The sequence below is a fragment of the Streptomyces sp. NPDC006529 genome, assembly GCF_040611795.1.
Classification (GTDB): Bacteria; Actinomycetota; Actinomycetes; order Streptomycetales; family Streptomycetaceae; genus Streptomyces.
In genome coordinates this window covers 169,320-188,679 of record NZ_JBEXPB010000006.1, presented here as the reverse complement: position 1 = coordinate 188,679, position 19,360 = coordinate 169,320, and the positions used below count along the sequence as shown (strand labels likewise).

19 protein-coding genes and 1 pseudogene are annotated in these 19,360 nt (G+C 73.4%); 8 read left to right on the top strand and 12 right to left on the bottom strand.

The features are described 5' to 3' along the window. From ABZY31_RS07795 to ABZY31_RS07780, 4 genes are all read right to left on the bottom strand, one after another. Positions 1–1,177 (bottom strand): CHAP domain-containing protein (locus ABZY31_RS07795; RefSeq protein ID WP_356405915.1); only part of this gene is annotated, 1,177 nt, incomplete at its 3' end. A 172-nt stretch (positions 1,178–1,349) separates the two neighbouring features. Next, positions 1,350–2,105, bottom strand: a complete 756-nt coding sequence (locus ABZY31_RS07790) for a hypothetical protein (RefSeq protein WP_356405913.1) — start codon at positions 2,103–2,105, stop codon at positions 1,350–1,352. A gap of 170 nt (positions 2,106–2,275) precedes the next feature. Continuing rightward, entirely contained in the window at positions 2,276–2,647 is a 372-nt protein-coding gene (locus ABZY31_RS07785; protein WP_356405911.1) for a hypothetical protein, read from the bottom strand. A 7-nt stretch (positions 2,648–2,654) separates the two neighbouring features. Continuing rightward, positions 2,655–2,789, bottom strand: coding sequence for a hypothetical protein (locus ABZY31_RS07780; protein ID WP_356405909.1), 135 nt, complete (start codon positions 2,787–2,789; stop codon positions 2,655–2,657). Between the two features lie 318 nt (positions 2,790–3,107). On the opposite strand from ABZY31_RS07780, the gene ABZY31_RS07775 reads away from it, so the two are divergent. Then, the gene (locus ABZY31_RS07775; RefSeq protein ID WP_356405907.1) at positions 3,108–4,091 is read left to right on the top strand and encodes a LuxR C-terminal-related transcriptional regulator; all 984 of its coding nucleotides are present in this window, start codon (positions 3,108–3,110) and stop codon (positions 4,089–4,091) included. A gap of 28 nt (positions 4,092–4,119) precedes the next feature. Here ABZY31_RS07775 and ABZY31_RS07770 read toward each other — a convergent pair whose 3' ends face one another. Further along, the gene (locus ABZY31_RS07770; RefSeq protein WP_356406001.1) at positions 4,120–6,324 is read right to left on the bottom strand and encodes an RICIN domain-containing protein; all 2,205 of its coding nucleotides are present in this window, start codon (positions 6,322–6,324) and stop codon (positions 4,120–4,122) included. Between the two features lie 244 nt (positions 6,325–6,568). Further along, positions 6,569–8,314 (bottom strand): beta-galactosidase family protein, encoded by a 1,746-nt coding sequence (locus tag ABZY31_RS07765; protein WP_356405999.1) that lies wholly within the window; start codon positions 8,312–8,314, stop codon positions 6,569–6,571. 361 nt (positions 8,315–8,675) lie between these two features. Here ABZY31_RS07765 and ABZY31_RS07760 point away from each other — a divergent pair, with 361 nt between their 5' ends. After that, positions 8,676–9,686, top strand: coding sequence for a LacI family DNA-binding transcriptional regulator (locus ABZY31_RS07760; protein ID WP_356405997.1), 1,011 nt, complete (start codon positions 8,676–8,678; stop codon positions 9,684–9,686). 30 nt (positions 9,687–9,716) lie between these two features. On the opposite strand, the gene galK is transcribed toward ABZY31_RS07760, so the two are convergent. Then, entirely contained in the window at positions 9,717–10,955 is a 1,239-nt protein-coding gene (gene galK, locus ABZY31_RS07755; protein ID WP_356405905.1) for a galactokinase, read from the bottom strand. Then, the gene (gene galT / locus ABZY31_RS07750; protein WP_356405903.1) at positions 10,952–11,983 is read right to left on the bottom strand and encodes a galactose-1-phosphate uridylyltransferase; all 1,032 of its coding nucleotides are present in this window, start codon (positions 11,981–11,983) and stop codon (positions 10,952–10,954) included. Before galT ends, galK begins: the two co-directional genes overlap by 4 nt. Before the next feature lie 60 nt (positions 11,984–12,043). Between galT and ABZY31_RS07745 the strand changes: the two genes are divergently transcribed. Then, on the top strand, positions 12,044–12,859 hold the full coding sequence (locus ABZY31_RS07745) for a DeoR/GlpR family DNA-binding transcription regulator (protein ID WP_356405901.1): 816 nt from the start codon (positions 12,044–12,046) through the stop codon (positions 12,857–12,859). Here the strand turns inward: ABZY31_RS07745 and ABZY31_RS07740 are convergent. Further along, positions 12,856–13,581 (bottom strand): DUF6766 family protein, encoded by a 726-nt coding sequence (locus tag ABZY31_RS07740; RefSeq protein ID WP_356405899.1) that lies wholly within the window; start codon positions 13,579–13,581, stop codon positions 12,856–12,858. The genes ABZY31_RS07745 and ABZY31_RS07740 overlap by 4 nt on opposite strands. Positions 13,582–13,663: 82 nt before the next feature. Next, positions 13,664–14,059 carry a hypothetical protein gene (locus ABZY31_RS07735; protein WP_356405898.1) on the bottom strand — a complete coding sequence of 132 codons (396 nt, stop codon included), beginning with the start codon at positions 14,057–14,059 and terminating at the stop codon, positions 13,664–13,666. A 326-nt stretch (positions 14,060–14,385) separates the two neighbouring features. Here ABZY31_RS07735 and ABZY31_RS07730 point away from each other — a divergent pair, with 326 nt between their 5' ends. The 5 genes and pseudogenes from ABZY31_RS07730 (at position 14,386) to ABZY31_RS07710 (ending at position 17,390) form a co-directional block, all read left to right on the top strand. After that, positions 14,386–14,970, top strand: a complete 585-nt coding sequence (locus tag ABZY31_RS07730; RefSeq protein WP_356405896.1) for a DUF5133 domain-containing protein — start codon at positions 14,386–14,388, stop codon at positions 14,968–14,970. Positions 14,971–15,042: 72 nt separating this feature from the next. Beyond that, positions 15,043–15,564: a DUF4142 domain-containing protein gene (locus tag ABZY31_RS07725; protein WP_356405895.1), complete on the top strand. Its 522-nt coding sequence runs from the start codon at positions 15,043–15,045 to the stop codon at positions 15,562–15,564. Between the two features lie 119 nt (positions 15,565–15,683). Further along, positions 15,684–16,151 (top strand): DUF6098 family protein, encoded by a 468-nt coding sequence (locus ABZY31_RS07720; RefSeq protein WP_356405893.1) that lies wholly within the window; start codon positions 15,684–15,686, stop codon positions 16,149–16,151. Continuing rightward, positions 16,148–16,599, top strand: a pseudogene (locus ABZY31_RS07715) (nitrate reductase); the annotation flags it as partial. The gene ABZY31_RS07720 and the pseudogene ABZY31_RS07715, both read left to right, overlap by 4 nt. A gap of 113 nt (positions 16,600–16,712) precedes the next feature. Beyond that, positions 16,713–17,390 carry a GAF and ANTAR domain-containing protein gene (locus ABZY31_RS07710; RefSeq protein WP_356405891.1) on the top strand — a complete coding sequence of 226 codons (678 nt, stop codon included), beginning with the start codon at positions 16,713–16,715 and terminating at the stop codon, positions 17,388–17,390. 4 nt (positions 17,391–17,394) lie between these two features. Here the strand turns inward: ABZY31_RS07710 and ABZY31_RS07705 are convergent, their stop codons facing one another. Continuing rightward, positions 17,395–18,741 carry an MFS transporter gene (locus ABZY31_RS07705; RefSeq protein ID WP_356405889.1) on the bottom strand — a complete coding sequence of 449 codons (1,347 nt, stop codon included), beginning with the start codon at positions 18,739–18,741 and terminating at the stop codon, positions 17,395–17,397. Positions 18,742–19,027: 286 nt separating this feature from the next. Further along, positions 19,028–19,231: a cold-shock protein gene (locus ABZY31_RS07700; RefSeq protein ID WP_356405887.1), complete on the bottom strand. Its 204-nt coding sequence runs from the start codon at positions 19,229–19,231 to the stop codon at positions 19,028–19,030. Between the last annotated feature and the right edge of the window lie 129 nt (positions 19,232–19,360).

Sequence of the window (19,360 nt, the reverse complement as noted above, 5' to 3'; positions counted from 1 at the left end):
TGGCACTCATCGCCAGAGGCGAATCCGAACGCGCCTGACCACCCATTCCCGCAGGACCGGCCCAGGCACCATTGGCAACCCAGTCATTGGCGACGTTCCCATTGGTGTCGACGAAAGCGACATGCGTACCGGAAGCGTCAGTGGCCAGACCGGAACCGGCACGCGCCTGGCCACCGATACCCGACGGACCCTGCCACCCGCCATTGGCCACCCAGTCGTTCGCCACACTGCCATTGGCATCGATGAAGAACAGGTGATCACCATTGGCACTCATCGCCAGAGGCGTATCCGAACGCGCCTGACCACCCATTCCCGCAGGACCGGCCCAGGCACCATTGGCAACCCAGTCATTGACCACATTGCCGCTGGTGTCGACGAAGGCCACCATCGTGCCCGCCGCATTGGTCACCAGCGGAGAGCCGGCCCGCGCCTTCCCACCGGTCGCCGACGGACCCTGCCAGGCACCATTGCTCACCCAGTCATTCATCACGTTGCCATTGGCATCGATGAAGAAGGCGTGATCGGAATTCGCATTGAGGACCACCGGCGAATCGGACCTCGCCTTGCCGCCCAGGCCGGACGGACCCTGCCACCCGCCGTTGCTCACCCAGTCATTCGCCAGATCACCATTGGTGTCCACGAACGCCACATGCGTCCCCGCCGCATCCATCGATACGGGTGAGGTCTTCGCAGCCGCAGGCGCGCTGCCGACCGGGCTGACGAACCCCTTGAGGTGCACGCTGTAGCCACCGCTGGTCCACTCGGTGGCGCCGACCGTACCGGGCATGTTGCTGTTGCGCGTGACCGCGCCACCGTTGCCGCCCTGGTTGCCGCCGATCCAGTCGATGTTCCCGTTCGGGTACACGGCGGTCACGATCGCAACGTGGTCGTAGTCGGTGCCGGAGAAGCCGTTCGGGTGGAAGAAGACGGCGTCGCCGGGGTGCGGAGTGGACGAGAGGCCGGTGCCGTACGAAGCGAAGCTGTTCGCGAGGTCGTTGAGCGGCGCGAGCCCCTTCACCCCGTTCTGGGCCCAGATCCAGCCCGCGAAGTCCGCACACCACGCGTGGGTCCGGCTCCCGCCGGAGCAACTGCTCGACTGATCGCTGCCCGGTGCGTAGTAACCGGCGCCGCCGTTTCCGCACGCCGAACTCCCGAGCTGGGCGGTCGCGCTGCTCACGATCGCATCGCCGAGTGTCGAGGCCTGAGCGGACGGGGCACCGAACAGACCGAGGGAGGATCCCAGAAGAAGCGCTGCAACTCCGTTGGAAATGCTGCGGCGATGAGACGTGAACACAATGATTCCTTCTGTCAGGACAGGATGGGAAAGACGGGGAAAAGTGAGGGGCCGATCAGCGGTTGGCGGTCGGAAGCACGCCCGTGGCGACGCCGAGCTGCTTGCCGTCGGAGCCGATCGCGTAGGCCATGACGTCGGTCCGCTGGGCCGACTGGTCCGACGGGAGCGTCAGCCGGTACCGGATGGTCAGAGATCCCTTGGCCGGCACGGTGAAGGGCGTGGGTGCCGACGCTCCGATCGGCGCCACGTCGGTGTCCGGGACCGCGACCGTCCGCCAGTCGCGGGCCGTGGGATCGAACCGGTCGAGCGCGCCCTTGAAGGCGGTGCCCGAAGCGGGGATCACCTGGAGCATGGGATCCAGCGACGTGTAGGCCTTGGCCGTGCGGTTGGTGAGGACGACGGAGAACTCGCCGGGACCGCCACCGGGCCGGAAGTCCCCTGCGGTGAAGGCGAGCCGGACGTCAAGGGGAAGCCCCGCCGGGATGTCGGGCGACGGCGCGACCAACTCGCTGTGGACAGCGGTCGGGGCGGTGGTGGCGCCGGGTGAGGAGGCCGGCAGCCCGGCCGGGCGGGAAACCGAGGCCGCGGGAACAGTCGCCGCGGGCGTACCGGGAGCCGTCGCTGACGGGGTGGGCGAGGCGCCCCCGGCCTGCGCCGTTGCCGTGGCAGCCGCGGCGACCGGGGTCGTGGCCGACGCGTGGCCACCGGGTTCCAGCGTCATCAGCACCAGCGCACCGGCGCCGAGGGCCGTACCTGTCGCCGCGATCGCCGCCAGGCGGATACCCCGTACGGAGAACTTGCTTCTGGGCATGGCTGCGTGACTCCTAGCAGAGTGATGTCAGATGACGCACCGCGACCGTCGGCCGAGGCGTCGAAGGGTGTAGCCCGTGTGCGGACACGGCGAAGCGACTCCGCGTCGCGCGAGGATGGCGGACAGCCGGGTGAGGGGCCTACGGCGGATGGAGGGCCGACGGCGGGTGGTCAGGCTCCCGTGTGTCCGCCCGGCGGGCCCGCCGTCTCCGCAGGAGGCAGGTAGCGCCGGTGCAGCACGGGTGAGGCCAGGTGGCTACGGGTGAGCAGGGCGGCGGCCCGTTCGACGCAGCCGCGGCCGGAGCGGCCGTCCGGGCCGTCCGGGCCATCCGGGCCGTCCGGGCCGACTGCGGAAGTCGGCAGGAGGAACAGCAGAAGGTCGATCCGGTCGCTCTCGACGATCCCGGTGATGTGTTCCAGACCGTCCGCCGGAGCGGTGTGCGCCCACAGGATGCCGAGGACCTCGGCTACCTCGGCCTGGTCGCCCGTCGGTCCGGGCCGGTCCGCGACACGTCGCCTCAGGCTCGTGTAGACGAGCTCCATCCCGCGGCTAGCCCCACTGGGCGTTGTCGTTGGCGTGGACGGTGGCCGTCGTCTGCGGGGTGGCGGCCGCGGCGGGCAGTGCGCCCACCATGACGGCGATGAGAGCGGCGGCGGCAGCCAGAGCGCGACGGGTGCTGAGCATGGCGTGTGATCCCTCCTGAAGGAACGGTAGTTGATCGGGACGGCGCGGCTGCCCCGGGGTCGATCCACGTTCCGGTGTCCGTTCGCCGCCCCGGTGCTCCCGGTCGGCGATGTACAGCTTTGCCGCCGGGTCACCCCCTCGGGAAGGGCGGAAGGCTGGCGGCGGCTCGCCTGTCGACTTCCCGACGCAATGGCAGGTACATGTCACTTCATGAGCCAATCCTTGCCTTACGGATCTTGAAGGGAGGGTCCTTCGGTGAAACCATTCGACCTGTGCGCACCGGGGGGGTGCGCACGTCACACGGGGGAGTTTCACGTCATGCTGGAATCACTGGGCCTGGGCCTGCCCGCGAGCACCGTCTACCGCGCCATGCTCGACCATCCCGACCTGGGAGTGACTCGTCTCGCCGAGGAGTGCGGGATGAGCCCCGTGCAGGTCCACGACTGCCTGGACGAACTCGGGCGCCTGACGCTGGTGCGCGCCTCCAGCGAGCATCCCGGCCAGATGCGGGCGGTCTCGCCCGAGGTCGGCCTGGCCGACATGCTCGCCCGCGAGGAGGCGGAGCTGGCCGCCCGGCAGGCCGACCTCGCGGTCTCCCGGGCCGCCGTGACCCGTCTGGTCGCCGAACGCGCCGCCTCCCAGGCCGCCCATGGCGAGCGCTTGCTCGGCATGGACGCCATCCAGGGCCGCATCGAGCAGCTGGCGCGGGCCATGAGCCAGGAGTGTCTGGGGGTCCACCCCGGCGCCAGCCACCGGCCGGAGGACCTCGCGGCGGCGCGGGCCGCCGACGAGGAGCCGCTGGCCCGGGGGGTCGTCATGAAGACCCTCTACCAGGACACGACGCGCAACGACCCGCACACCACGGTGCATTCGCACTGGCTGCTCAGCCACGGCAGCGAGGTGCGCACAGCCGCGGTGCTGCCCCAGCGCCTGGTCATCTTCGACCGCACCCACGCCCTGGTGCCGATCGATCCGGCCGACACCCGCAAGGGTGCGCTGCACGTCACCGAACCCGGGATCGTCAGTGCGCTGCTCGGCCTCTTCGAGCAGACCTGGGCCGGCGCCGTCCCGCTCGGCGCGGTCCGCCCGGACGACCCCAGGACCGGCCTGAGCGACACCGAGCGGGAGCTCCTGAGCCTGCTGGCGGGCGGCCTCACGGACGAGGCCGCCGGCCAGCGGCTGGGCATCTCCTCACGCACCGTCAGCCGGCACATGGCCTCGATCATGGAGCGTCTGGGCGCCGCCAGCCGTTTCGAGGCGGGTCTCAAGGCGGCCCAGCGGGGCTGGCTCGAGGTTCATTGAGCGACGGCCCCCGGATGCCGGGAGGTCGTCAGGTGATGGTCCACCGCTGGAGTGCGGAGCCGGTGGCCGGCTGCTGGGTCACCGGGGAACCGGCGGCCGTCGATGTCGTGGTGAGGAGCAGTCCGCTGCGGACCGAGGTGACGGTGTACGTGCCGTCCTGGCCACGGATGGCGGTCCAGCGCTGGTTGGCGCCACCGTGGCAGGTCCATTGGATCACTTTGGCGCCCGCCGCGGTGGAGCCGTCGCTGATGTCGGCGCACAGGCCGGATTCGGTGTTGGCTATCTCGTAGGAGCCGTCCGGCTGCCGGGTGAACCTCCACTTCTGGTTGGCACCGCCGTGGGGGGTGTAGGTGATGAGCTGGGTGCCGGGCGTGGTGCTGTGCTGCGGGTCGTCGAGCGCCATGCCGCCCGCGAGGAGCGTGCGGACGCCGCCGAGGGAGTCGGGTACGGCGCCCACCGCCGTCAGGGTCAGGGCCTGTTCGGCCGCGGTGCGCGAGCCCGCGGTCCCACCGGCCGGGCCGGTCCAGGAGCGCGCCGGGATGGTCTCCGCGAGCCGGGAGGAGGTGGCGGAGATGCCGATGACCAGTCCGCTGTAGCGGTTCACGAGGCGGTACGTGCCGGTGGAACCGCCGTCGGAGGCGGAGGTACCGGGGACGATGAACCACTGCCGGCCGACGGCGGGGCCGCCGGCGCCGGGTGCGGTGACGGTGGGCTTGGTCCCCCACGCCCGCTGCGCGGTCGCCGTGGAGTCGACGCCCAGCAGTCCCCCGCTGGACGCGTTGGCCACGCGGTAGCTGCCGTCGCCGTTCGCGGTGAAGATCCAGCCTTCCGCGCCGGATCCGGTGGCCGACTGGGAGGTGGTCGCGGCGCTGCCCGGGACCTGGGCGAGGACGCGGCCGCCCGCGCCGATCCGGTAGACCTTGCTCGTGTCCAGGGGCGCGGCGGGGGCCGAGGTGCCGAGGGAGACGTTGACGTACTCGCTGGAGGAGCCGCCCGAGCAGCCGAACGAGCAGTAGGAGCGGAAGTCCTTGCCGACGATGGCCGAGCCGGTCCTGTTCGCGGGGTCGAGGAACCACCGGTACCAGGACGCGGTGGTGTAGCTGCCGGTGTCCCCGAGCAGACGCCACTTCTGGGTGGCGAGGTTGTCGGTGACGTAGAACTGCTGGGGCGCCGTCCCGTCCTGGTTGACGGCCTGGGGCTCGCCCACGTACAGACCGAGGTACGCGTTGTAGGTGACGTCCATGACGAACAGCGGTGAGGTCGCGGGCAGCGTGCCGGCCTGGATCTGCTGGGCGGCCGTACCGGCGCGCGCCGGGTCGTACTCGCGGTCGGCGGGGGTGTAGCCGGTCGAGCCGGCCTGGTCGACCGGCACCATGTTGCTCTCCCGGCCGCCGACGCCGGGCTGGGACCAGGCCCCGTCGTACCACTTCTGCCAGGAGCCGGGCGCCATCTTGGCCGAGATGGGGGCCCGGGCCACGTGCTCGTGGAACGCCTTCCAGCCGCTGCCCTTGTCCACGATCCGCGAGCCGTAGAACACGTAGAAGTAGCCCGAGGCGGTGTCGGCGAACAGCCGCGGATCACCGTCGCCGTAGGAGTAGGTCTGCTGGGGGAACGCCGTGGTGTCGCCGCGCGCGGTGCTGTACGGGGAGGTGATGACGTGGTTCTTGATGGTCCAGGTACGGCCCTGGTCGGTGGAGACCGCGTAGTCGATGCCGTCGAAGTGGACGCCGTCGCCGAAGGGCTGCGGGGTGAACTCGTTGTGGACGAGGCCGTACCAGTCGCCGGTGTCGGGGTCGGTCCACACGCCGACGAGGTCGCAGAAGTTGGGCTGGGAGTAGCCGGACCCGGAGGGGGCGCTGGTCGACGTCAGCCCCGTCGGGCTGTTGTTGCAGCGCCACGTGGTGTCGTTGTTGCGGTCCTTGCCGTTGGCGGGGTTCACCGCGTCGCTCAGCGCGCCGGAGCGGGTGGCGGTGTCGAAGTCCGTGCCCGTGTAGAAGGTCCACCGGCGTTGTTCCGAGGCGCCGTAGAGCGCGTGGGCCTGCTGGTAGTAGAAGGTGCCGTCCTTGTCGAGGTAGGGGGCGGCCGGGGTGTCGTCCGGCTGGGTCCAGGATCCCTTCGAGCCGACGGTGACGGTGTAGGTGGCCGCGGCGGGCGGGGCGGGTGGGGCGGCGGCGGCCGGTGGGACTGCGTGTGCCGCTGCGCCGGCGGCGGGTGGGGCGGCCATCGCGGGCATCGCGGTCAGTGCGGTCACCGCCGTCACGGCCACGGTGAACGCCACCGCCGCATGCGCGAGTGTGCCGCGCGGGGTGGGTGCCGGAGTTGAGGCTGACACGGATCCTCCTCGTTCCTTCGTCGTCCGCCAGCCCTCGTCCGTTGTGCGGGGCTGCCGTGTGGGGGGATGCCCGTGGGGAGGGCGTCGGAGGGCGCCGGGCCGGCGCGGCGGGCGGGTCGTGGAGCGGGGGCCCGGGGTCGCGGCGTCAGTCGAAGGTCTCGACGAACTCGTGCGGCGGCCCGAGGTCCGGTCCGTCGCGCAGCACGACCGCGTCGCCGAAGTGCTCCAGTTCGAGCAGGGTGAGGGTGTTGCGGCCCGCGCGCAGGAACGGGTGCGGGAGGTAGAGGGTGCGCTGCGGCCCGATCTTCCAATAGCGGCCCAGCAGAGCGCCGTTGACCCAGAGGAACCCTTTGCCGAAGCCAGGCAGGGCGAGGAAGGTGTCGGCCGGTTCGTCCAGGACCAGGGAGGCGGTGGCGAAGCCCGTGGCCGCGCCGGGCGCGGCGAGCGAGGGGGCCCGCGCGAGGTCCTGCGGCGTCCACGCGTCGAGGGGCAGCCGGTGCATGCTCCAGCCGTGCACCAGGCGCCGGTCCACGCGCACCCCGCCGAGGATCCCCTTGCCCTGGCCGAGGAGCGGTCCGTAGTTGACGCGGCCCTGGTTCTCCACCAGGAGCTCCAGCCGGACGCGTTCTCCGGCTCCGGCCAGGGTGCAGGAGGCGGTCTCCCGGTCGAGGACCGCCACGGGTACGCCGTCGGCGAAGACCTGCGCCCGGTCGTGCAGCCCGGTGACGGTCAGGGGGTGGGTGCCGGGCGGCAGGAGCGGGTGGGCCGTGTACAGGACCAGGCCGTGGGACTGGCCGAGTTCCTCGAAGCTGAGCGGTGTGGGGGCGTGGACCGGTTCGACGGTCGCGCGCAGCCCGTCGAGCAGGGCGGCCCCGCGGGTCACCGGGAGGGTACGGGGGCTCAGGAGGGGCGGATCGGCGGGAAGGGGGCGGCCCGCGGCGGCGCCGGGGGCCATCAGCTTCTCGCGGAGGGCGTGGAACTTGGGCGTGAGGGCGCCGTGTTCGGCGACCGGTGCGTCCGAGTCGTAACTGGTGACGGTCGGTTGCAGCCGGTCGCCGTCGTGATTGGCGCCGGACCACAGCCCGAAGTTGGTGCCGCCGTGCGCCATGTAGAGGCTGACGGAGCCGCCCGCGTCCAGGATGCCGGCGACGGTGTCGGCGGCGTCCGCGGCCGACCGGACGTGGTGCTCCTCGCCCCAGTGGTCGAACCAGCCGTTCCAGAATTCGGCGCAGAGGAAGGGCTCGTCGGGGCGGCGCGCGCGCAGCAGCGCGGCCGCCTCGGCGGGGCGCGAGCCGAAAGTGGCGGCCGCGAGTTCGCCGGGGACGGTGCCCGCGTCGAGCATCAACGGGGTGGGACCGTCGGCGGTGTAGAGGAGTTCGGTGATGCCGCGGGCGACCAGGGCGTCGCGGACCCAGCGGACGTAGCCGCGGTCGTCGCCGTAACTGCCGTACTCGTTCTCGATCTGTACGGCGACGACGGGTCCGCCGTTGCGGGCCTGGAGGGCCGCCACCCGCGGGATCAGCTGGTCGAACCAGCGCCCGACGGCCTCCAGGAACGGCGGGTACGAGGTGCGCGGCCGCATCCCGGGCCTGCCGGTCAGCCAGGCCGGGAGTCCGCCGTTGTCCCATTCGGCGCAGATGTAGGGGCCGGGGCGGACGATCACGTCGAGTTCCGTGCGCTGGGCGAGGCGGACGAACCGGTCGAGGTCGCGCCAGCCGTCGAACCGGACGTCGCCCCGGGTGTGTTCGTGGAAGTTCCACGGGACGTAGGTGTCGACGGTGTTCAGGCCGAGGGCGGCCACCCGCCGGAGGCGGTCCTCCCACTGGTCCGGGTGGACGCGGAAGTAGTGGAGGGAGCCGGACAGCACGCGGTGCGGCCGGCCGTCGCGCAGGAAGGCGCCCGCGGTGTGGGTGAGCGTGGCCGGGGGCCGGTCCGGCGGGGGCGCACCGGTGCAGGCCTGGGAGGGGGGCGCGGACCCGGAGGTGGTCGTGGGTGCGGAGGTGGTGGTCACGGGATGTTATCGATGCCTTTCCGTCTTCCGGCGTCGAATCCGCCGTTCCACAGGCCCCAGTGCGCCTCGATGGTTCGGAACTATGGCAGAGAATGTTATCGATGCCAATGGATGTCACAGGAGGGGCGGGGCGCCGGACAACCACCAGCCGGGCCCTTGGGGAGCGATACCATCCGTCCTTGTGACGGCAAAGGAATCCGTGGTGAAGCGCAGCGCCGGCGACCAGGGGCGTCCGCCGGGGATGGCCGACGTCGCCCGGGTCGCCGGGGTGTCCGCGCAGACGGTTTCCCGGGTGCTCTCGGGGCACCCGGGCGTCCAGGACCGGACGCGGGCCAAGGTGGCGGCCGCGGTGGAGCAGCTCGGCTACCGCCGCAACAACGCGGCGCGGATGCTCAGTTCGGGCCGCAGCCGCACCATCGGCGTGGTGACCCTCCAGACCACGTCCTATTCGCGGGCCGCCGTCATCTCGGGCATCGAGCACACCGCGCAGGCCGCCGGGTACGCGGTCAGCACCGCGACGACGACCTCCCTGGACACCTCCGCCATCGAGCGGGCCCTGGCGCGGCTGGCCGACCAGGGGGTGGAGGGGGTCATCCTGTCGGTGCCGTTGATCCACAGCAGCGACAGGATCGAGCAGCTCACCCGCACCACGCCCACCATCGCCATCGACGGCTCACGGACCGACGCGACGGGTGTCGTCGCTGTCGACCAGGACCTCGCCGCCCGGCTGGCGACCCGGCACCTGCTCGACCTCGGGCACACAACCGTCTGGCACGTGGCCGGTCCCGCGCAGTGGCTGGAGGCCGCGAGCAGGCGCGACGGCTGGCGTGCGGCGCTGGAGGAGGCGGGCCGGTCCGTGCCGCCACCGCTGGAGGGCGACTGGTCACCGGCGTCGGGCTACCGGGCCGGGCTCATCCTCGGCCGCATCCCGGACGTCACCGCCGTGTTCGTGGCGAGCGACGAGATGGCCTTCGGCGTGACCAGGGCACTGCACGAGTGCGGGCGCCGGGTGCCCGAGGACATCTCCGTGGTGGGCGTGGACGACATCGAGCTGGCGGAGTACTGCACCCCGCCCCTGACCACGGTCGCGCAGCCCTTCGCCCACATGGGAGCGCTGGCCGTGGGCGAACTGCTGCGGCACATCGCGGACCCCGGCGCGCCGGCCGTACCCGCCTCGGTGGAACCCGAGCTCGTCGTGCGGGCGAGCACCGCGCCCTGCCCGGCCCCGGCCGGCGCGCCCCCCGCGGGGTGAGCGCGGCCGGAGCCCCGTACCTCCGGCGGCTCAGCACAGGCGGGCCGCGCCCCGGGAGGGGACGGCCGTCAGGACGGACGGCCGGTGGTGGCCGGCGCGCGTGAAGGCGGCGGTGACGGCGGCCGCGACCGGATCCGCGAGGGCGGCGGGGACGAGGGCGATCACCGAACCGCCGAAGCCCCCGCCGGTCATACGGGCGCCCAGCGCTCCCGCCGCGAGCGCGGCGTCCACGGCGAGGTCGGTCTCCGCGCAGGACACCCGGAAGTCGTCCCGCAGGGACGCGTGCCCGGCGGTCAGCAGCGGGCCGAGGGCGGGCGTGTCACCCGCCGCGAGGCGGGCGGCCGCCTCGGTGACCCGGGCGTTCTCCGTCACCACGTGGCGGACCAGGGGCACGGCCTCGGCCGGAAGCGCGCCGAGCGCCTCGCGCAGCCGGTCGGCGGGCAGGTCGCGCAGGGCGGGCAGCCCGAGGAGGCCGGCCGCGCGTTCGCACCCGGCGCGCAGGGCGGCGTACGCGCCGTCGCCGAGGTCGTGCTGCACGCGGGTGTCGAGGACCAGCAGCGCGAGGTCGTGGGCGGCGAGGTCGAAGGGCACCTGATGGTGCTCCAGGGTGCGGCTGTCGAGGTGGAGCGCGGCTCCTTCGGCGCAGCACAGGGAGGCCATCTGGTCCATGATCCCGCAGGGCACGCCCGCGAAGCCGTTCTCGGCGCGCTGGGCGATCCGGGCGAGCGCGGGGCGGGACAGCCCGAGGCCGTACAGGTCGTCGTAGGCGACGGCCACCGCGCATTCGAGGGCGGCCGAGGAGGAGAGGCCCGCCCCGGTCGGCACCGTGCTGTCGATGTGGAGATCGGCGCCCCCGACCGGGTGCCCGGCTTCCGCCAGCGCCCAGACGGTGCCGGCGGGATAGCGGGCCCAGCCGGTGACCGCGCCCGGGGTGAGGTCCGCGACGCGCAGCTCGGTGACCCGGCCGCCGTCCAGGGCGCTGTGCAGGCGCAGGACGCCGTCGTCCCGGCGCCGGGCGGCCACGCGGGTGGTCTGCGGCAGCGCCATGGGGAGGGCGAAGCCGTCGTTGTAGTCGGTGTGTTCGCCGATGACGTTGACCCGGCCCGGCGCCGACCAGACGCCGTCGGGCGGGACGCCGTAGAGCGCGCCGAAGGCCCGCGCCGACCGGGCCGCGGCCTGGTCGGTGCCGGTGCCGGTGCCGGTGCCGGGGCCGGGGGCGTGCTCGGTGTGGCGGTCGGAGCCGGTGGCGGTGTCGCGGTCGGTGCTCACATCGCCTCCCGCAGGCGTCGTGCGGCCGTCTCCGGCGCGATGTCGTTGATGAAGGCTTCCATGCCGGATTCGGTCCCGGCCGGGTACTTGAGCCGGTCCGCCGTCCGCCGCACCGTGAACAGCTCCAGGTGCAGGGCGAGTTCGTCGCCGCCGCGGGCGGGCGCCTGGTGCCAGGCGGAGATGTACGGGGTGGGTTCCGGGCGGTCGAAGAGGCGGTCGAAGCGGCGCAACAGGTCCAGGTAGAGACCGGGGAACTCGGCGCGCTCCGCCTCGTTCAGCCGCGTCAGGTCCGGGACCCTGCGGTGCGGGTAGAGGTGCGCCTCGTAGGGCCAGCGGGCGGCGTACGGCACGAAGGCGGTCCAGTGCTCGCCCCTGAGCACCACCCGGTCGTCATCGGCCCGCGCGCCGGCGAGGAGGTCCTCGAAGAGGTTGCGGCCGGTGGACGCGCGGTGGGCCGCTGCCGCTGCCGTCATCTTCACGGTGCGCGGGGGCACCCGCGTGAACGCGTAGATCTGGCCGTGCGGATGGGCCAGCGTCACGCCGATCTCGGCCCCGCGGTTCTCGAAGCAGTACACCTGCTCGACGCCGGGGCGGGCGGACAGGTCCGCCGTCCGGTCGGTCCAGGCGTCGAGGACGAGCCGGGCCCGCTCCGGGGTGAGGTCGGCGAAGCCGCCGGCGTGCTCGGGGGTGAAGCAGACCACCTCGCACCGGCCCGCTCCGCCCGCCAGGGAGGGGAAGCGGTTCTCGAACACCGCGACCTCGTAGTCGGCCGCGGGGATCTCGCTGAGCCTGCCCTCCCGGGAGGGGCACAGGGGGCACTCGTCGGCGGGCGGATGGTAGGTACGGGCCTGGCGGTGGGCCGCGATGGCGATCCAGTCCCCGGTGGCTTCGTCCTGCCGCAGGACGGGGTCGCTGTCGACGCGGTCGAGCGGGCGGAGGTCGGGCGCGGTCCGGCGCGCGGGGCTGCCGTCGACGTCGTAGTAGATCAGTTCACGGCCGTCGGCGAGTTGCGCGATGCTCTTCTTCACCGAACAAGACTAAACAAACTTCCGCAAGAATGAACAGTCCCGGGTGATATCCTGCCGCCCATGCAGCTCGCCCAGCAACGCCGCTCGTTCATCCTGGAGACGGTGCGCCGCGAAGGCGCCGTCCGGGTCACCGAGCTGGTCGAGCAGCTCGCCGTGTCCGACATGACGGTCCGCCGCGACCTCGACGCGCTCGCGGCGCGCGGCCTGGTGGAGAAGGTGTACGGGGGCGCCGTCCGGGCCCCCGGCGCCCGCGGCGAGGAGCCCGGGTTCGACGCCAAGACGCCGCTGGCCACCGCCGCCAAGGCGGCCATCGCGGAAACCGCCGCCGGACTGGTCGAGCCCGGCAGCATGGTGGCGGTCTCGGCCGGCACCACCGCCTGCGCGGTCGCCGCCCGGCTGCTCGACGTCCCGCGGCTGACCCTGCTGACCAACTCCCTGCCCGTCGCCGAACTCGTCCGGTCCGCGGCCCGCGAGCGGGGGGAAGCGGGGGCTCCGGCCCTGCTGCTCACCGGCGGCTCCCCCACCCCGTCCGCCGCGCTGGTCGGCCCGCTCGCGGACATGGTGATCTCCACGCTCCATGTGGACCTGCTGATCCTGGGCGTGCACGGAGCGAGCGAGGAAGCCGGACTGAGCACTCCCAACCTGGCGGAGGCGCAGACCAACCGGGCCCTGATCGGGACGGCCCGGCGGGTCGCCGTGGTGGCCGACCACAGCAAATGGGGCACGGTCGCGCTGAGCAGCTTCGCCTCCCTCGACCGGGTCGACTGCTTCGTCACCGACGCGGGGATGCCGGAACCGGGCCGCGCGGCGCTGGCGGCCTCGGTCGGCGAACTGCTGATCGCCGGGGGCGGCCCGCCTCCTGACTCAGGTCCCTAGCCCTCGACCCCGGTCGACGTGTGGGCGGCGCCCACGGGCTTGGACTCGGGTGAGCCCCGTTGGCGCAGGTACACGGAGAGGATCACCATGGCCGCGACCGCCAGGAGTTCGGACTGCCAGTTCTGCAGGGTCCGGCTCCAGAAGTCCGGCCGGGTGAGGTAGGTGCCCCAGTCGACGGGGTCCTGGAGCCGGCGCAGCTGCTGCTCGTCGTAGGCCGCGGTGCCCGCGATGGACTGCGCGAGCCAGGACCCGAGGAACAAGGTGCCCATGACGAGGCCCAGCGAGCGCGAGTACAGCCCCTGCCGCCAGTCCTTCGCAGCGGCCCAGCGGGGCGAGTCCCGCCGTGCGTGGTCGCCCAGGCGCTGCTCCCGCTCGGACTCCGTACCGATCTTGTGGAGTTCCTTGGACTCGGGTGAGCCGCGCTGGACCAGCCACACGGTCCCGAAGATGTAGAGGAAGAACTGCAGGAACTCCGACTGCCAGTTCTCGCTGACGTCCACGGCGAAGTCGGAGGTCGTCACGTACTCGCCCAAGGAGACGCGCTGGAGCCCGTCGACGGCCAACTGGTCGTTGAACTCGGCGTGTCCGGCCAGCGCCTGGCCGAACAGGACCAGCAGGAACGCCGCCCCGAACGCCAGGGTGAGGCTGTTGTCCCGCCAGAAGCCGCCCCTGCGCCCTGAGGTGTCGTCCCGGCGTGAGGTGTCGTCCCGGTCGGCGCTCATCGGTGCATCGCCCCGATCGCGATGAAGTAGCCCAGGCCGCCCACCACCACGACGAGGCAGGTCACGAAGAGGAAACGCATGCTCAACCGCCCTTCAGCGCGCACTGGTAGGGCTGCTCGCCCCGGGGTGTGCAGCCGGCCGCCACGACCTTCCACCCGCCGCTGAACCGGGACAGGAACAGCGTGTCGCCGTCCAGACGCAGCATGGCCTGCCGTCCGTACACCTCGATCGCGCGCACCGCGCCCGCCTTCGGCAGCTCCTGCGCGCCCAGGGCCTGCGCGCACGTCGTCTTCCCGTTCTGTTCCAGCTGCCCGAGCGTCTCCGGTGCCAGCAGCCGGCAGGCCGACGCGTGGTCTCCGGAGCGCAGGGCCCGCTCGAACCCCGTGCCCGCGCTCTGCGCCCCCTCCACCAGCGCGGCGGGGGCGCCGCAGCCGCCGACGAGGGCGCCGACCGCGCCCGCGCACAGGGCGGCGCGCACGGCCCTCTCCCGCACCCGTCCGGCCGGCCGGACCGCCCCGGACGGCGGGGCCGGGTTCACACGTCTTCTGCGCAAGGGGCGCCATGACAGAGGCATCCCCTAGCTATGCCCCGCGCCGGGCACTCATCCGCCGCACCTCGCGCAGACCACCCGACCAGCCGCGCCCCGGGCTCTCCCCCGGCGTCACCCGGGGGCGTCAAGCCGGGTGCCCGGACACGCTCGGATCGAGGGACGCGGACCACCTGTGCGAGTGCCCGCCCAGCAGGGACAGGGGCGGCGGCTGCTAGACATCGGGCTTCACCCGGAGCCGGCGAAGGAGCCCCCGCATGGATGAGATGTCGGCGCCGGACCGTCCGGTGCCCGCGCAGCCGCGTTCCGCGCCGGACGGCGTCACCGACCGGACCGCCCTCGCGCGGGCCGTCGGCGTGGTGATGGCCCTGGTTCCCTGCACCGCCGCGACCGCCCGCCGGATCCTCGCCAACACGGCCCGGTCCGCGCGCACCAGCACCCTGGAACTCTCCGTGGCCGTCCTCGCCCTGCGGACCCGCGCGCCCGTCGACCCGTTGCTGGAGGCACTGCTGGGTCTGGAGATCAGCCGCGCGCAGACCCCGCCCGTCGGCGGCGCCCCGGCGGCGGGCGCGCAGCCCCGGGTGCTGCGCGAACAGCTCAGCCGGCTCCGCGCCGCCCGCCGCCGCACCCTGGCCGCGCCCCACGACCCCGCCCAGCGCGCCGAGCTCGACGACGCCGCGTACGCGCTGTGCCTGCTCACGGGCCAGCGCAACGCCCACGCCGCGCTCCTGGCCGCCGAGGCGCACCTGGCCGCGCAACGCCCGGTCCGGCCCCGGCCCGACCGCCCCGAGCGGCACCCCGGGTACGGAGACGGCGGTGACGGGCCCCTGGTTTGTTCTTGAGCGGCCTGGACAGGCGCCGAGTGCCGCGGTCGTCGCGGTCCGCCCGGACCACCCGCGGCGCGGGAGGAAACCATGCGTACGAGAAGACTGATCATCGGCGTGTGCACGGCGGCCCTGGCGTGTTCCGGAGTGTCCGTGGCCACGGCCGCGCCCGACCCGGGCAGCGCGGACGCGTACTTCGTCCAGGGGGCCCATCAGAGCAACCTGGCGGAGATCGCGGCCGGCCAGGACGCGCAGAAGAACGCGACCACGGACTGCGTCAAGCAGGTCGGTGCCGCGCTGGTCCGCGACCACACCAAGCTGGACGCCGACCTCTCCGCCCTGGCCGAGAAGGGCAACGTCACCTTGTCGCAGACCCCGACCCGGGAGCAGCAGAACACGCTCGCCGACGTCCGGGCCAAGGCCGGGAGCAAGGGCTACGACACGGCGTGGCTGGCCACCCAGGAAGCCGGTCACTCCAAGACGCTCACCATGATCGATCAGCAGATCAACCAGGGCAAGGACAGCGAGACCGTCACCGCGGCGAAGAAGGCCCGGCCGGTCGTCGTCATGCACCTGGACATGGTCCGCGGCGGCACCTGCCACGGCACGTGAGGGGCCGTGCCCCCACGTTCACCGGCATGCGCGGGCGGCCTCCCCGGACGGCCGCTCGCCAGCATGCCGGGCACGGGCCCGGGTAGGTGACGCGCGTGGAAGGAAAGCGGAGTGCGCGCATGCCGGAGATCGGCTCGCTCGGCGAGCTGACCGATCTCCTGGACGGCCGCACGGGCGTCTACGTCCGGTGGTCGAGGGGGCCCGACATCGACCTCGGGACACCGGGGAGCCGGGACGACCTCACCGGGATCGCCCTGCCCGGCCTGTCGGCGAACGCCATGGACGTGGAGCCCTGGTGGCGGGACCGCCCGCTGCGGTTGTGGGCGGCCCGCCGCCTGTACGACTACGCGCACCTCCCCCGGGTCAAGGACCGCCGCGTCCGCCCCTGGGTGCTGCACGGCACGGTGGCGGGCCGCGGGCCCGACAACGAACCCCTGGTCACGGACGTGCAGCCGCTGGGCTGGGTCGGGGCGGGCGTCATCGAGGAGGCGGAGCAGGAGATCAAACGGCAACGGGGACGCTGGGGGCCGCTGAACCGCACGCCCGTGAGCGACCCCGGGCCGCAGTCGAGGAGGCAGTGGTCATGAACGCTTCGGTGGACCGGATCGCCGAACCCCGGGGCGGCCGGGTCCCGCACGGCCGTCACCTGCCGTGGCGGGCACGGGTGGACACCTACCTGGCCGACGGTTTCGACGTGGCGCGGGTGCAGAAGTGGGTACAGGCGGCGTCGATCCTGCACTCGGACGGCGACGCGATGGACATCGCCGTGTCCGACGGCCGCATCGTCGGGGTGCGCGGGCGCGCGGTGGACCGGGTCAACCGCGGCAGGCTCGGCCCCAAGGACCTGTTCGGCTGGCAGGCCAACGCCTCGTCCGACCGGACCGGCTGACCCGGCCGCTGATGCGGGAGGGCGGGCGGCTGGTGGAGAGCGACGGGGACACCGCCATGGAGCGGATCGTCTCGCGCTCGCGCGCGCTGCTGGAGGAGCGCGGCCCCGGCTCCATCGGCTTCTACACCTCCGGCCGGCTGTTCCTGTCGCGACCGACCTCGCCGCCTGGTCCCGCGACCACGTCCAGCGCCTGGCCGACGCGGGCACCGCGTACGCCCTGACCCTGGCGGGGCCGCCCGACGGGTCCTGCGACTCGCTCATGGCGATGCTGCGGCACAGCGTCGCCCTGACGGACGTGGACGCCGCCGGGGTCACGCTCGTCAACGCCCGCGGGCAGCTGCGGCACGCCGTCGCCACCGAGCACACGGTCGAGCTGACGGAGATGTGGCAGGCGCAGATCCGTCAGGGGCCCTGCATCGAGGCCTTCGCCTCCGGCGAGGTGGTCCACGCCCCCGATCTGGAGGAGCGGCCGGAGCGCTGGCCCGACTTCGTGCCGCTGGCCCGTGCGGCGGGCTACCGCGGCGCACACGCCTTCCCGCTGAGCGTCCGCGGGGAGGCCGTGGGCGCCCTCAACCTCCTCGCGCGCCGGCCGCTGACGCTCGACGAGGGCGAGACGACGATCCTGTGCGCCCTCGCCGACGTCGCCACCACCGCCCTCATGACCTGGGACCACGCCCGGCTGGGCACCGAGGACCTCACCACCCGCACCCAGGCGGTCCTCTCCGGCAAGGCCGTCTTCGACACCGCCGGCGGCATGCTCGCGGCGACCGCCCGCATCACTCCCGAGCGGGCGGCCAGAGGACTGCCCGCCTACGCCTCCCAGCACCACCAGCGGCCCACCGACATCGCCCGCGCCCTGGTCGAGCGCCGCACCGCGCCCGAGACCGTGCTCGACACCTTCTGCGATCCCCCCGCCTCCGCGGGGGACACCGGCTGACGCCTCAGGCGGGGACCTCGGCCAGGCGCAGGCCCACGAGCCGCGGCTGCGGGGGCCGGGACCGGCGGCCCCGGAGCAGGTAGCCGAAGGCGATGGAGGCCGCCACGACGAGGCCGCCCGCCACCAGGGTGGCCCGCACCCCCGCCAGTTCGATCATCAGGCCGAGAGCGGGCGGCGCCGCCAGGCTCCACACCGTGCGGATGCTGGACCAGGCGCCCAGGACCCGCCCGCGCATCCGGGCCGGCGGGTCGGTCTGCAGGACGGTGGACTGCGCCGTGTCGGCCACCGACTCCGCGACGGCCATGGGCAGCACGAGCACCATCAGCGCAACGACGGAGGGGGACACTCCCGCCAGCGCCTGGAGCAGTCCTCCGGCCGCCGTCAGGGCGCCCACCAGGCGCACTCCCGGGTGGCGCAGCCGGGCCCCGAGAACGGCGCCGAGCAGGCCGCCCACCGCCAGGACGCTGGAGACCTTCCCGTAGGACCCCGCGTCGCCCGCCAGCGGGCCGGCCACCAGGACGACCAGGGTCAGCGAGTAGTTGCGGCCGAAGGTGGCGCTGACCGCGTTCATCGCGGCGAGCGCCACCAGCCGGGGCCGGCCCATGAAGTAGGCCAGGCCCTGGCGGGCGCTGAACCCCTCGCCGGGATCCGGCGCGGGCGGTGCGACGGCCTGCGGCTGCGCGGAGCGCACCGGCTTGAGGAAGGGGACGACGCAGGCCACGAAGAAGAAGGACAGGCCGTTGGCGAGATAGGCCGAAGCCGTGCCCATGACCCCGACGGCGACGGCGGCGAGGGCGGCGCCCGCGAGCCGGCCGGCGCTGTGGACGAGCGAGCCGACCCCGATGGCCGAGGGCACGTCCTCGGACCGCACGAGGTCGTTGCCGAGGAGCGCGCACGCCGGACCGTCGACGGTGGCGATCAGGCCGGTGACGGCCGCCAGGGCCATCAGCACCGGAAGGCTGAGCAGGTCCAGCGCGACGAGCGCCGCGGTCACCAGGGCGACGGCGCCGAGCACGGCCTGACTGGCGGCGGCGGTCAGCTTGCGCGGCCAGCGGTCGACGGCGGCGCCTCCGACCAGGCCGAACAGCAGACCGGGAGCGGCCTGCACCGAGACGGACAGTCCGGTGGCGGCGGCCGATCCGGTGATCTGCAGGACGAGCAGGTTCTGGACGGTCAGCTGCATCCACGTGCCGGCGTTGGACACGAGGCCGGCCGCCGACCACCACCGCATGCTGCGGTAGCGCAGGCAGCGCCACGGCGAGCGGTCCATCGGGGCGGGGGGCGGGCCGGAGGGGGCGGACGGGGAGGCGGCGGCCGGAGCGGGGGCAGGGGCGCAGGGGGAGGCAGTCACAGGAGCGGCACTCGTGAAGGGCCGCGGGGGGCGGCGGGCGACGGGGGATGCGGGCACCGTCGCGCTCCGGCGGCGCACGGCCGGAAGGCGGGGTGCGGGCGGGCCGGGACGCACCGTGCCGCGACCATGGTGGCAGACGCCTCCCGCCGGGCACGGCCCGCGCCGGACCCGGCGGTCGGCCGCGGAACCGGTTTCCCCGCGCTCCGGGGCGAGTTGGGAACGGCGTGTGGTTGCTCACACGGCGCCGCGCGACCCGCGCACCGCGACCACCGTCAGGCGCCCCGCGTCAGAGCGGCGTGATGTTCTCCGCCTGCAACCCCTTCGGCACCCGCACGACGTCGAAGGTCACTTCCTGGCCCGCCCACAGCTCCCGGTAGCCGGCGCCGTTGATCGCGGTGTAGTGGGCGAAGACGTCGGGGCCTCCGTCCTTCTGGACGATGAATCCGAACCCCTTGACACCGTCGAACCACTTCACCACTCCGGACAACACGAAACGACCTCCTCGTACCCGGCTCGGACCGCACGGACCGGTCCCTGGACTCAGCGGAGCGGAAGCTACCGCACGCCTGTCCGCGGGTCGCCGGCATCGGACCGGCGCGCGCGCCCTCACCCGTCCGGA

Excerpts from the sequence above, each read along its gene's own strand:
- ABZY31_RS07785 (WP_356405911.1), bottom strand. The coding sequence starts at position 2,647 with ATGGAGCTCGTCTACACGAGCCTGAGGCGACGTGTCGCGGACCGGCCC.
- ABZY31_RS07730 (WP_356405896.1), top strand. The coding sequence starts at position 14,386 with ATGGATGAGATGTCGGCGCCGGACCGTCCGGTGCCCGCGCAGCCGCGT.
- ABZY31_RS07770 (WP_356406001.1), bottom strand. The coding sequence starts at position 6,324 with ATGCCCGCGATGGCCGCCCCACCCGCCGCCGGCGCAGCGGCACACGCA.
- ABZY31_RS07780 (WP_356405909.1), bottom strand. The coding sequence starts at position 2,789 with ATGCTCAGCACCCGTCGCGCTCTGGCTGCCGCCGCCGCTCTCATCGCC.
- ABZY31_RS07760 (WP_356405997.1), top strand. The coding sequence starts at position 8,676 with ATGGCCGACGTCGCCCGGGTCGCCGGGGTGTCCGCGCAGACGGTTTCC.
- ABZY31_RS07745 (WP_356405901.1), top strand. The coding sequence starts at position 12,044 with ATGCAGCTCGCCCAGCAACGCCGCTCGTTCATCCTGGAGACGGTGCGC.
- ABZY31_RS07775 (WP_356405907.1), top strand. The coding sequence starts at position 3,108 with ATGCTGGAATCACTGGGCCTGGGCCTGCCCGCGAGCACCGTCTACCGC.
- ABZY31_RS07790 (WP_356405913.1), bottom strand. The coding sequence starts at position 2,105 with ATGCCCAGAAGCAAGTTCTCCGTACGGGGTATCCGCCTGGCGGCGATC.
- ABZY31_RS07720 (WP_356405893.1), top strand. The coding sequence starts at position 15,684 with ATGCCGGAGATCGGCTCGCTCGGCGAGCTGACCGATCTCCTGGACGGC.
- ABZY31_RS07725 (WP_356405895.1), top strand. The coding sequence starts at position 15,043 with ATGCGTACGAGAAGACTGATCATCGGCGTGTGCACGGCGGCCCTGGCG.
- ABZY31_RS07710 (WP_356405891.1), top strand. The coding sequence starts at position 16,713 with ATGGCGATGCTGCGGCACAGCGTCGCCCTGACGGACGTGGACGCCGCC.
- ABZY31_RS07740 (WP_356405899.1), bottom strand. The coding sequence starts at position 13,581 with ATGAGCGCCGACCGGGACGACACCTCACGCCGGGACGACACCTCAGGG.